The sequence below is a fragment of the Bacillus cereus group sp. BfR-BA-01350 genome (assembly GCF_022663775.1).
In the GTDB taxonomy this organism is placed as follows: Bacteria; Bacillota; Bacilli; order Bacillales; family Bacillaceae_G; genus Bacillus_A; species Bacillus_A paranthracis.
Map to the genome: position 1 here is coordinate 129,567 of NZ_JAKUGD010000010.1, position 11,757 is coordinate 141,323.

Genomic DNA, 11,757 nt, shown 5'->3' on the forward strand with positions numbered 1-11,757 from the left:
CTTCCACCCCTTATCCTTTTCTTTGTCTTGCGTCGGCCGAACGGCGTAGCGCTTGACCAATAAAATTTATACACAGCATCAATGTTAAAATCATGACTGATGCGGGTAACCAAATCCACCATTTTTCTTGTAATACATCTGGATTTCTAGCATAACTAACAAGTGTGCCAAGGCTTGGGGTACTTTCTGGTAGACCAAATCCTAAGAAAGTTAGCCCAGATTCAATACCGATGTTTCCAGCAAGGTTTAATGTAACGCTAACAATGATAATGGAACTTAAGTTAGGTAGTACTTGGAAAAGAATGATCTTCCAGTTTGGTGTTCCTAATGTTTTTGATGCAGAGACATAATCGAGTTCTTTTTCAGTTAATACTTTTGAGCGAATTAATCTTGCTTTTCCTGTCCATAAGAACACGCTCATAATTAAAATGAAAGTAAAGATATTGAATGTAGGAACAAGTGTAATAAATACAATTACAAGCATTAAAAATGGTAAAACCATAACGAAGTCGATAACGCGCATAATCATATTATCAATTGCTCCTCCAAAATAACCAGCAATTAATCCAATTGAAAGGCCAATTAAACAAGAAAGAATAGTAATTGCTAATCCAATTGTAAAAGAGTTACGTGTACCAATAATAAGTTGGCCGAAAATATCGCGTCCTCCATAATCTGTTCCTAACCAATGTTCAGCAGAGGGAGGAGCATAAATAGCGAATAAATCAACTCGTACAATATCTTCTTGTTTCATAATAAAAGATGTTGCATAGACCGCTAGTAATAAGATTGCTAGGAAAACAAGTGAAAACATTGCTAATTTATCTTTACGAAGTTCTCGCCACATAATAGAGAAACCAGAAGGGCTTTTTTCGTAATGAACAACTTCAGTTTGTTTTTCAGGGTTTGCTAACATAACGTCTGCTCCTTTCTTTAATCAATACGAATACGTGGATCGACGATGCTTAGAATAATATCTGAAAGGAGAGTTCCAAGTAACGTTGCAAATCCAGTAAACATAACGAGTGCAGTTATTACACTAAAATCGCGTTGAGAGATAGATTGTATAAATAGTTGTCCAATTCCTGGATAGCTAAAAATACTTTCTAAGAAGATGGCACCGCCAACCAATCCTGTAATTTCATAACCTAAGAAGGCTGCAATTGGTAAGAATGAATTTCGTAAAATATGTCTAGAATAGATTTTTGATTCTGGAACACCTTTTGCTCGTACTGTACGTACAAAATCTTTATGTTTCGTATCAATAATTTCGCTTCGTAAATATTGTACAGTACCAACTGTTGCAATAAGTGCGCCAGATAAAGCTGGTAGTAGCATGTGATTTAATTTGCTTAAATAGTAAGCGAATGTACCTGTTGCAACTTGAGGATCTACGCTACCACCAGTTGGGAATATTGCAAACTTAAATCCGAATAGGAAGAGCATAATTAATGCAAATATAAATAGTGGTGTAGCAAAACCTAGATAGTTGTAAATGGTAATGAGTCGATCAGCCCATGTATCGTTCCAACGCCCACTTATAACTCCCAGTGGTATGGCAATTAAATAAGTAAGAATAAGAATAACAAGTGCTAAAGATACTGTATTTCCAAGTCGTTCTCCAATTAAATCAGTTACTTTCATTTTATGTGCATAGGAAATACCGAAGTCACCTTGCACTGCATTTTTAATCCAGCGAACATATTGTGTTGTAACTGGGTCATTTAATCCAAGCTTTTCACGTTGTTCTTCAATCACCTTTGGATCCGCTTTCGGATTCATTGCTCTGCCTGTTAATGCATCGCCGGGCATCGCTTTAGCTAGTAAAAAGACTAGTACACTTAACACGAATAATTGCGGGATCATTACTAAAAATCTCCGTAATATAAACTTCCACATGTTTTATCACTCCCTTATGGTAATGCCACCCGATGCGTTGGCGAGATTGCTTTTAAGTCATAAGCCCGACCGTTTTCATTGAAATAATTTTCGTATGATTTCTCGTATTCAGAGCTTACTTGTTGACGGAGCTTGCGCTGTCTCTCTCTGTTTTCAGGACGAATATCAGGAATTGCTGATATTAGGCGCTTCGTATAAATATGTTGCGGATTATTATAAATTTCTGTACTAGTTGCTTCTTCGACAATGCGTCCCCGGTACATAACACCGATACGGTCACACATATGACGAATTACACCTAAATCATGACTAATGAACAAGTATGTTAGTCCGAGCTCAGCTTGTAAATCTTGCAAGAAGTTTAATACTTGTGCCTGTACAGAGACGTCAAGCGCAGATACTGGCTCATCCGCAATAATAAGCTTCGGTTTTAAAGTAAGAGCTCGTGCAATACCAATCCGCTGCCTTTGACCACCGGAAAATTCATGTGGATATTTATAAATAGACTCTGGATTTAGACCAACTTTATCAAGATATTCTTGAACTGCTCTACGTTCTTCATCAGGTGAGAACTTCTCAAAATTTCGAAGAGGCTCAGCAATAATGTCGAGAACACGTTTCTTCGGATTTAATGATGAATATGGGTCTTGGAAAATCATTTGAATATCTTTTCGTTGTTCACGTAACTCAGAGCGACTTAACTTTGTTAAATCTCTATTATTAAAATGAATGCTACCCTCTGTTGCTTTCGTTAAATGCATAATTGCTTTACCCGTTGTTGATTTACCACTTCCTGATTCACCAACAATCCCGTATGTTTCACCCGGTTGTAATTCAAAACTTACACCATCGACAGCGCGCACGTAATCTAATGTGCGACCGAAGAAACCACCTTTAATTGGGAAATGTACTTTTAAATCCTCTACTTTAAGCAGTGCCATGAGTTACGTCATCTCCTTTCTTATCTTGGAAGTTGAAATGCTTGTAGCAAGTACAACGCACCCAGTGGTCTGGTTTTACTTCATGTAAAATTGGATTTTCCTCGTGCTGATCAGGTCTAATCCATGGAATTCGAGCTTGGAAGCGGCAACCTGTGCGAGGCATCTTCGCTAACGAAGGAACCACCCCTTGAATTACATGCAATTTTTCTTTTTCAGCATACGCAGATGGAATGGAGTTTAATAGAGAACGAGTATATGGGTGAAGAGGGTTGTTAAAAATCTCTTCAACTTTTCCTGTTTCTACAACTTGTCCAGCGTACATAACGACGATACGATCAGCTGTTTCTGCGACAACACTTAAATCGTGAGTAATTAAAATAATGCCCATTTTCGTTTGTTCTTGAATAGATTTTAGTAAGTCTAAAATTTGTGCTTGGATGGTTACGTCAAGAGCCGTTGTTGGCTCATCTGCAATAATAAGTGCTGGGTTACAAGCAATTGCAATTGCGATAACAATTCTTTGTCTCATTCCGCCAGATAATTCGTGTGGGTATTGTTTATATGTAAGTTCTGGTTTTGGAATACCAACTTGATGAAGTAGTTCTAAGGTGCGTTCTTTCTTTTCAACTTTTGAAAGGCTTGTGTGGTAGTCTAAATTTTCTTCGATTTGTTTTCCAACTGTCATAAGAGGATCGAGTGCTGTAAGAGGTTCTTGGAAAATCATACCGATGTTTGATCCGCGTACTTTATTCATCTCTGCGGCTGACATCGTTAGTAAATCCTTATCTCTATAGTTAAGCTGCCCTTGTAATTTTGTATTTGCTTCATTATGCAGTCGCATAATGGAAAGGGCAAGTGCACTTTTTCCGCAACCTGATTCACCAACTATCGCGACAATTTCATTTTCATGGACAGTTAACGAAACATCATCAACTGCGGCATGATATTGATCTTGTATGCGAAAGGAAGTCTGTAAGTTTTCAATGCGAAGAAGTGGATTCTTCATGGCTATCCCTCCATCTTTCTGAAAAGACTAAATATTTTGTATGTTGTTGTTATTTTAATATAAATTGACAATGTTTGACAAGCATAAGTTGATAAAATATTCAAAAATCTTTTTATATAGAGATTGGATGCATGTATATAAGTAGTTGAAGCGCTTTGAAAACGCTAACATGTATAAGAGAGGGAAATAAATCTTTTGTAAGAAAAAAGTATTATATGTAGAAAAAAGAGAGACGTTCTGGAAAGAACAGTCTCTCTTTTTTTGATAAGAATAATATTAGTGCTTAAGCTTGCTTTTGTTTTGGAGATCCTGTCTTTAAAGTAAGAGCAAGGAAGAACATTGCAAGTACACAAGATGCAAGTAATAAGATGAATCCGCCATCCCATCCGAATGCATCTACGATAAAGCCCATAGCGGCACTAGCGAAAGCAGCTCCGCCTAAGTAACCGAAGAAGCCAGTTAATCCAGCTGCAGTTCCAGCCGCTTTCTTTGGTGCTAAGTCAAGAGCGTGTAGACCAATTAACATAACAGGTCCGTAAATTAAAAATCCAATTGCAACAAGTGCGATACTATCAACCATTGGATTACCAGGAGGGTTTAGCCAGTACACAAGAACGGCGATAAATACACCAACCATAAATAAAATACCAGCAGGTGCGCGGCGTCCTTTAAATAGTTTATCACTCATCCAGCCGCAAAGAAGTGTACCTGGAATACCAGCCCATTCATATAGAGCATAGGCTGTACGTGAACTACTATGAGTAAAGCTTTTTTCTTCTACTAAATAAGTAGGAGCCCAGTCTACAACACCGTAACGTACGAAATAAACAAAAACGTTTGCAATCGCGATGTACCATAAAAATTTATTGTTTAATACGTATTTAAATAAAATTTCTTTTACCGAAAGTTCGCGTTCGCGATCTTGTACTTTTTCATCTGGTGGATATTCTCCAGTATGTTCTTCAATAGAAGGTAATCCGCAAGATTGAGGTGTATCTCTCATCGTAATTAATACATAAATACCAACTAAAATTGAAAGAATACCTGGGAAGTAAAAAATACTTTTCCAGTCATTTGCAAAGAAATATAACCCTAATGTTACAAGGGAAGGCATAAGTGCACCGCCGACATTATGAGCGACGTTCCAAATAGACATTTTTGTACCACGTTCACTAATAGAGAACCAGTGAACCATCGTACGCCCACAAGGAGGCCATCCCATACCTTGCACCCATCCGTTTAAAAACTGAAGTACAAACATAAGTATAATGCTCGTTGTAATGAAAGAAAATGAGCCGAAAATAATATTAATGATACCTGATAAAAATAGCCCAGCTGCTAAAAAGTAGCGAGGATTACAACGATCGGATACGATACCCATAAGAAATTTACTTAATCCGTAAGCGATAGAAACTGCTGAAAGGATAACCCCAAGTTCCCCTTTACTAAAGCCTTGTTCAATTAAGTATGGCATTGCTAGTGAAAAGTTTTTTCGAACAAAGTAATAACCTGCATAGCCGATGAAGATACCTAAGAATACTTGTAAACGTAGTTTACGGTATTCACTATCAACGCGGTCAGCTGGTAAGCGTTCCGCGTGGGGCGCAGGTTTAAAGAATTGTGTAAAAAACATAAAATGAAAATCCTCCCCAAATTAATTCGAAGTGTCGTAAGCCAGAGAGAATATAAAAAGGCCATGAAATATAAAAAAGTTTCCTTTTTTATGATTCATAGCCGTGTACTCCGATTCTCCGTGACTGTCAATATTAACTTCGTCGAAAATTATACAACTTTGTGACAAAAATGTAAACGTTTTTACGGATAAAAAGTGTTGACGGATTTTGTTCGTCGGATTAATATTTAAATACATTAAATATTTTATTGTTTAAATAAGAGGTGGATAACATGCCAAATGATATGACGCATATCGATAAAATTCAAGCTCTTGCCTTTTCGATTGGAAAGAAAATGCAGACAGAGTTATTAGAACAAATGCAAGCAACAGGACTTACACCACCGCAGTTTTATATTTTAAAGATTTTAGATCATTATGGAGCTTCAAGGGCGACAAAATTAGCAAAAAAGATGTATGTAAAGCCTAGTGCAATTACAGTGATGATCGATCGCTTAATTGACCAAGAGCTTGTAGAGCGTTATCACGACAAAGAGGACCGTCGTGTTGTCGTCATTGAGTTAACAAAAAAGGGGAAAGCTAGAGTAGAAGAGGCAATGACCGCTCGTAATGAGCACATTGCAAAATATTTCTCACATTTAGAATTACAAGAAAGAGAAGATTTGTTACGCCTCTTTGAGAAGTTAGAAACAATTATTTGCGGGACACAAGAGAAAAAAGAGAATAACTAAGAGGAATTGAGGAGATTACATGGAGCAACAAGAAAATATAAATAGAAAGTTGTTGTTAATCGGTTTAATCATTGCGATGCTATTTGCTGCCTTAGATGGAACAATCGTTGGTACAGCAATGCCGCGTATCGTCGGTGAACTAGGCGGATTAAGCTTAATGACGTGGTTAACAACAGCTTATATGTTAACATCAACGACAGTTGTACCAATCGCAGGTAAATTAGCGGATTTACTTGGCCGTCGTAACGTATATATAACAGGGCTAGTTATCTTTATGGTTGGCTCAGCATTATGTGGTATGGCAAATGGTATGACAGAATTAATTATTTTCCGTGGTATTCAAGGTCTTGGCGGCGGTATTATGATGCCGATGGCTATGATTATTATTGGAGATATGTTCACGGGGAAAGAACGTGCGAAATGGCAAGGTATTTTTGGTGCGTTATACGGTCTTGCTTCTGTAATTGGGCCACAAGTGGGTGGTTGGATTGTAGACGCAGTAAACTGGAGATGGGTATTCTACATTAACTTACCAGTTGGTATTTTAGCAACAATCTTTATTGCAATGGGATTAAAATCACATAAACAAACAGGACCAATTAAAATTGATATCGCTGGGATCTTTACGATGATTCTCGGTGTTGTAAGTTTATTACTTGCATTAACGTTTGGTGGAAAAGATTACGCATGGGATTCTTGGCAAATTATCGGGTTATTTGCATTAGCTCTAATTGGTATAGTTAGCTTTGTTATCGTTGAAACGAAAGCAGAAGAACCCATTTTACCGATGCATTTCTTTAAAAATCGTATATTTACATTACTAAATGCGATTGGATTCTTTATGAGTATTGGAATGTTCGGTGCGATTATGTTCGTCCCATTCTTCATGCAAGGAATTGTAGGAGTAAGTGCTGCTGAATCAGGAACGATCATGACGCCAATGATGATTACAATGATTGTGATGAGTATTATCGGCGGGCAACTTGTATTAAAAGTGGGTGTAAAACCACAAATTATTACAGGAATGCTTATAATGGCTGGAGGATTCTGGTTATTAACAACGATGGATATGCACACAACTAAATTGACTGCTACTTCTTATATGATGGTTATCGGTTTAGGAATGGGTCTTGTAATGCCAACATTAACGTTAGCGTTACAAGAAAGCTTCCCGAAAAAAGATCTTGGTGTCGTAACATCATCAAGTCAGTTCTTCCGTCAAATCGGTGGAACATTTGGTATTACAATTTTAGGATCAATTATGAATAACACTTCAGGTACAACATTAACAAAAAATTTAGTACCTGTATTAGATACGTTCCCGAAAGAAGCGGGACAAATGGTAACGAAATTTAAAGATATGATTCATACAGATCCGCAAGGCTTATATTCAATGCTATTTAGCCCAGAGGCATTAAAACAAATGCCAGAAGCATTCGCTAACAGCATTGTACCAATTTTGAAAAACTCTTTAGTAGACTCTCTTCATACTGTATTCTTAACAGGATTAGTATTCATTGTAGTGGGTGCTATCTTTACGATTTTCTTACAGAAGATTAAACTGTCAGATCGTAAAAAGGATGCTGAAGAGCCAGCTGCAGAGGAAAAAGAACAAACTGTATCCTATTCGTAATGAAAAAGCATCGCCTTATGGCGATGCTTTTTTGAGTATAACCTTAAAAGCTTTTTCGTGAGAAATGATTGACGTATTTCTAGAAATACGTTATATTATTTTCTGTAAACGGTTACATGAAATGGAGAGAGAAGAGAATGAGTACGATTAAAGACGTTGCAAAATTAGCGGGAGTATCTGTTGCGACCGTTTCCAGAGTGTTAAATAAAAATGGATATGTTCATGAAGATACGTTAAAGAAAGTAGAACGAGCGATTGAGATGCTAGACTATAAGCCTAGTACAGTAGCGCGTTCACTGTATAATAAAAAATCTCGTTTAATTGGCTTAGTTGTTCCAAATATCGTGAATCCATTCTTTCCAGAAGTTGCACGTGCCGTAGAAGATGTAGCGCATAAGCAAGGGTATACAGTTGTACTTTGTAACTCTGATGAAAGTTTAGAGAAAGAAAAGCAATATATTGATGTACTTAGGCAAAATAATGTAGATGGATTTATTGTAGCGACAAATCCACAAAATAGTGTGAATTACATGAACTTGTCAGTACCAGTCGTTGCAATTGACCGTATGTTTAATGAGCGTATACCTGCTGTGTATGCAGATAACTATGCGGGAAGTCAGGGAGCGACACAGTTATTAATAGATAAGGGCTGTAAACATATTGCACATATTCGTGGACCGCGTGACGTAAGCACGGCTAATGAACGTTTTGAAGGTTTTGTAGACGTTATTACACAAAATAATCTTTCTTATATGATTGCAGAGAGTACATTTGATCCAGCTAATAGTGAGCGTGTAGCGGTGGAACTATTAGAAGAATACCCGCATATTGATGGAATTGTTGCTGGGAATGATTTAATTGCAATAGGTATCGTAAAGGCTGCGCTTCAAAAGGGGATTTCTATTCCGGATGATTTACAAATTATCGGATTCGATGGAATTTCTTTAACAGAAATGATGTATCCATCTATTACAACTGTTGCACAGCCAATTTATGAAATGGGGAAAGTTGCAACAGAACTGTTGTTAGAGCAGATGGAAGGAAACGTATTAGAAGAGAAACACTATCGTTTACCGATTGAAATTATAGAACGAAATACAACGAAGTAAGGAGATGAAATAGATGCCAAATATTGCAGTAGTAGGTAGTATTTCAATGGACTTAGTGGCCGTTTCAAAAAAACGTCCGAAAGCAGGAGAAACAGTAATTGGTGAAGCATTTCATACAATTCCAGGAGGAAAAGGAGCTAACCAGGCAGTTGCTGCAGCTAGATTAGGCGCAAATGTAGCGATGGTTGGAGCGGTAGGAGACGATAATTATGGAACTGTAGTGAAGAAAAATTTAGAGAACGAACGCGTTTTTATCGACTATGTGGTACCGGTTACAGATGCGGCGACAGGAATTGCTCATATCGTTTTAGCAGAAGAGGATAACAGTATTGTTGTCGTACAAGGGGCGAATGCTCTTGTAAATGAGTCGGTTGTAAATCGTTCAAAAGATCTTCTTATAAAAGCTGATATGGTTGTGCTTCAACTAGAGATTCCGCTTGAAACAGTAAAATATGTATTGGCTATTTGTGAGGAACACAAAATCCCGGTTATGTTAAATCCAGCACCAGCACAAGTGTTATCAGAAGATATTTTAGAAAAGGCAACTTATATTACACCAAATGAACATGAGTGCCGCATCGTATTAGATGATTTCACATCGCCAATTGAAGATTTACTGGCTAAATATCCAAATAAACTATTGATGACAGAAGGTTCTAACGGTGTACGTTTCCATAATGGTACGGAGATTGTACGTGTTCCTAGCATTGCTGTTGATGTAGTAGATACGACTGGAGCTGGTGATACATTTAATGGTGCATTAGCAGTTGCGCTTTCTGAAGGAGAAACACTTCAAAAAGCAATTCGTTTTGCGAATATTGCTGGTGGTCTTTCTGTAACGAAGCTCGGGGCGCAAGGCGGTATGCCAACGAGAGATAGAGTACGTGAAGTGCAGGTGATTGTCGGATGAAAAAGCACGGCGTATTAAACAGTGAGATTGCAGCAGTGCTTGCTTCACTTGGGCATACGGATACGATTGTAATCGCTGATTGCGGTTTACCAATTCCTGACGGAGTAAAGAGAATTGATCTAGCTGTTGAAATAGGAAAACCTAGCTTTTTAGATGTATTGCAAGTGGTAGCGGATGATATGGCAATTGAAAAAGTGACGTTAGCAGAAGAAGTCATTAACAACAATGCGGAAATAAATAAAGAAATTGAACTAAAATTAATAGAACCAGTGTTTGAATATGTATCTCATGAACAATTTAAAGAGCATACAAAGAAAGCGAAAGCTATTATTCGTACAGGTGAGGCTACGCCTTATGCTAATGTAATTTTACATGCAGGCGTGATTTTTTAATAAAGGGAAGTGATGGGAATGCGTATTGAAATGAAAAATATTTCAAAGGCGTTCAATGGCAATCCTGTTTTGAAAAATGCACAGTTTATGATTGAAACAGGAGAAGTCCATGCATTGATGGGGGAAAATGGAGCGGGTAAATCAACGCTCATGAAGATTTTAACAGGTGTATACAAAAGAGATGGTGGAACGATCACGATTGATGGACAAGAACGAACTTTTAAAAATGCGAAAGAAGCTGAAGAGTACGGTATTGCATTTATACATCAAGAATTGAACATATTACCGAATTTAACAGTAGCTGAAAATATGTTTCTCGGTAAAGAGTTAATGTATGGAAAGACAGGTATTTTACGTACGCGTCAAATGAACGCGATTGCGCAGCAGCAACTAGCGGAGTTAGGATTACATGTAAAAGGCGCTATGTTGGCAGGAGAGTTATCGGTTGGACAACAGCAAATTATCGAAATTGCAAAAGCCCTAATGACAAACGCGAGCGTTATTATTATGGATGAACCTACAGCTGCATTAACAGATCGTGAAATTGAAACGTTGTTTACCGTCATTAATAAATTACGTAAAGAAGGCGTTTCGTTCGTTTATATCTCACACCGAATGGAAGAAATCTTTTCAATATGCGATGCCATTACGATTTTACGTGATGGGGAATACGTCGGAAAGAGATCCATTCCGGAAACATCGTTTGATGAGGTAGTGAGTATGATGGTGGGGCGCAGCATTGGTGAACGTTACCCAGAACGAAATAGTCAAATTGGCGATGTGATTTTTGAAATGCGTAATGGAACGAAAAAAGGGAAGTTTGAAAATGTTTCGTTTCAAGTTAGAAAAGGTGAAATCCTTGGTGTAGCTGGCTTGATGGGAGCTGGCCGTACAGATATTATGAAAGCGATATTTGGATACGAACCTTTAGATTCTGGCCAAATTTTGATAAATGGGCAAGAAGTAAAGATTGATAGTCCGATAGATGCGATTAGACAAAGAATCGCATTCATTACAGAGGATAGAAAATCTGAAGGGTTAGTGCTAGATTTCTCAATTCGAGAAAATTTAGCTTTACCGAATTTAGAAAGTCTTTCAAAGGGAAGCGTCTTAAGTAACGAACTAGAACAACAGTTTACAGCGGACATGATGAAACTTCTTAATGTGAAAGCATCTAGTGGAGAGCAAGCTGTGAAATCTCTTTCTGGTGGAAATCAGCAAAAGGTTGTTATTGCAAAATGGTTAGGTATCCACCCGCAATTACTCATTTTAGATGAGCCAACAAGGGGTGTTGATGTTGGAGCGAAAAAAGAAATTTACTCTATTATGAATAAGCTTACCGAAGAAGGAGATGCCGTTATTATGGTATCATCTGAGCTTCCAGAAGTTTTAGGGATGAGTGATCGCGTTCTTGTTATTCATGAAGGAAAAGTCGGCGGCATTTTAGAGAAAGATGAGGCATCGCAAGAGTCTATTATGGCACTAGCTACAGGGGGAGAGTAA

The 11,757-nt window shown here is 37.7% G+C and carries 11 protein-coding genes; 6 read left to right on the forward strand and 5 right to left on the reverse strand.

The window, feature by feature from the left end; translation table 11 throughout:
- Positions 1 to 10 precede the first annotated feature (10 nt).
- The 5 genes from MR147_RS20320 to glpT form a co-directional block, all read right to left on the reverse strand.
- Complete coding sequence (locus MR147_RS20320; RefSeq protein ID WP_000880741.1) at positions 11 to 916, reverse strand: ABC transporter permease; 906 nt, start codon at positions 914 to 916, stop codon at positions 11 to 13.
- Between the two features lie 17 nt (positions 917 to 933).
- Positions 934 to 1,899: an oligopeptide ABC transporter permease gene (gene opp4B, locus MR147_RS20325; protein WP_000265439.1), complete on the reverse strand. Its 966-nt coding sequence runs from the start codon at positions 1,897 to 1,899 to the stop codon at positions 934 to 936.
- A gap of 14 nt (positions 1,900 to 1,913) precedes the next feature.
- Positions 1,914 to 2,840, reverse strand: a complete 927-nt coding sequence (locus tag MR147_RS20330) for an ABC transporter ATP-binding protein (protein ID WP_074607368.1) — start codon at positions 2,838 to 2,840, stop codon at positions 1,914 to 1,916.
- Complete coding sequence (locus tag MR147_RS20335; RefSeq protein WP_000795374.1) at positions 2,827 to 3,846, reverse strand: ABC transporter ATP-binding protein; 1,020 nt, start codon at positions 3,844 to 3,846, stop codon at positions 2,827 to 2,829. Before MR147_RS20335 ends, MR147_RS20330 begins: the two co-directional genes overlap by 14 nt.
- Before the next feature lie 283 nt (positions 3,847 to 4,129).
- Positions 4,130 to 5,479, reverse strand: coding sequence for a glycerol-3-phosphate transporter (gene glpT / locus MR147_RS20340; RefSeq protein WP_074607366.1), 1,350 nt, complete (start codon positions 5,477 to 5,479; stop codon positions 4,130 to 4,132).
- A gap of 272 nt (positions 5,480 to 5,751) precedes the next feature.
- Between glpT and MR147_RS20345 the strand changes: the two genes are divergently transcribed.
- From MR147_RS20345 to rbsA, 6 genes are all read left to right on the forward strand, one after another.
- Positions 5,752 to 6,210 carry a MarR family winged helix-turn-helix transcriptional regulator gene (locus MR147_RS20345; protein WP_001132364.1) on the forward strand — a complete coding sequence of 153 codons (459 nt, stop codon included), beginning with the start codon at positions 5,752 to 5,754 and terminating at the stop codon, positions 6,208 to 6,210.
- 19 nt (positions 6,211 to 6,229) lie between these two features.
- Positions 6,230 to 7,843 (forward strand): MDR family MFS transporter, encoded by a 1,614-nt coding sequence (locus MR147_RS20350; RefSeq protein WP_074607364.1) that lies wholly within the window; start codon positions 6,230 to 6,232, stop codon positions 7,841 to 7,843.
- A 116-nt stretch (positions 7,844 to 7,959) separates the two neighbouring features.
- Complete coding sequence (rbsR, locus tag MR147_RS20355; RefSeq protein ID WP_074607362.1) at positions 7,960 to 8,952, forward strand: ribose operon transcriptional repressor RbsR; 993 nt, start codon at positions 7,960 to 7,962, stop codon at positions 8,950 to 8,952.
- Positions 8,953 to 8,965: 13 nt separating this feature from the next.
- Positions 8,966 to 9,862 carry a ribokinase gene (rbsK, locus tag MR147_RS20360; protein WP_074607360.1) on the forward strand — a complete coding sequence of 299 codons (897 nt, stop codon included), beginning with the start codon at positions 8,966 to 8,968 and terminating at the stop codon, positions 9,860 to 9,862.
- Positions 9,859 to 10,254 (forward strand): D-ribose pyranase, encoded by a 396-nt coding sequence (gene rbsD, locus MR147_RS20365; RefSeq protein ID WP_074607358.1) that lies wholly within the window; start codon positions 9,859 to 9,861, stop codon positions 10,252 to 10,254. The genes rbsK and rbsD overlap by 4 nt, the downstream gene beginning before the upstream one ends.
- 18 nt (positions 10,255 to 10,272) lie before the next feature.
- Positions 10,273 to 11,757 carry a ribose ABC transporter ATP-binding protein RbsA gene (gene rbsA, locus MR147_RS20370; RefSeq protein WP_074607443.1) on the forward strand — a complete coding sequence of 495 codons (1,485 nt, stop codon included), beginning with the start codon at positions 10,273 to 10,275 and terminating at the stop codon, positions 11,755 to 11,757.

Bases quoted from the DNA above. Each gene is read 5' to 3' on its own strand.
- MR147_RS20320 (WP_000880741.1), bottom strand. From the start codon at position 916: ATGTTAGCAAACCCTGAAAAACAAACTGAAGTTGTTCATTACGAAAAA.
- opp4B (WP_000265439.1), bottom strand. From the start codon at position 1,899: ATGTGGAAGTTTATATTACGGAGATTTTTAGTAATGATCCCGCAATTA.
- MR147_RS20330 (WP_074607368.1), bottom strand. From the start codon at position 2,840: ATGGCACTGCTTAAAGTAGAGGATTTAAAAGTACATTTCCCAATTAAA.
- MR147_RS20335 (WP_000795374.1), bottom strand. From the start codon at position 3,846: ATGAAGAATCCACTTCTTCGCATTGAAAACTTACAGACTTCCTTTCGC.
- glpT (WP_074607366.1), bottom strand. From the start codon at position 5,479: ATGTTTTTTACACAATTCTTTAAACCTGCGCCCCACGCGGAACGCTTA.
- MR147_RS20345 (WP_001132364.1), top strand. From the start codon at position 5,752: ATGCCAAATGATATGACGCATATCGATAAAATTCAAGCTCTTGCCTTT.
- MR147_RS20350 (WP_074607364.1), top strand. From the start codon at position 6,230: ATGGAGCAACAAGAAAATATAAATAGAAAGTTGTTGTTAATCGGTTTA.
- rbsR (WP_074607362.1), top strand. From the start codon at position 7,960: ATGAAATGGAGAGAGAAGAGAATGAGTACGATTAAAGACGTTGCAAAA.
- rbsK (WP_074607360.1), top strand. From the start codon at position 8,966: ATGCCAAATATTGCAGTAGTAGGTAGTATTTCAATGGACTTAGTGGCC.
- rbsD (WP_074607358.1), top strand. From the start codon at position 9,859: ATGAAAAAGCACGGCGTATTAAACAGTGAGATTGCAGCAGTGCTTGCT.
- rbsA (WP_074607443.1), top strand. From the start codon at position 10,273: ATGCGTATTGAAATGAAAAATATTTCAAAGGCGTTCAATGGCAATCCT.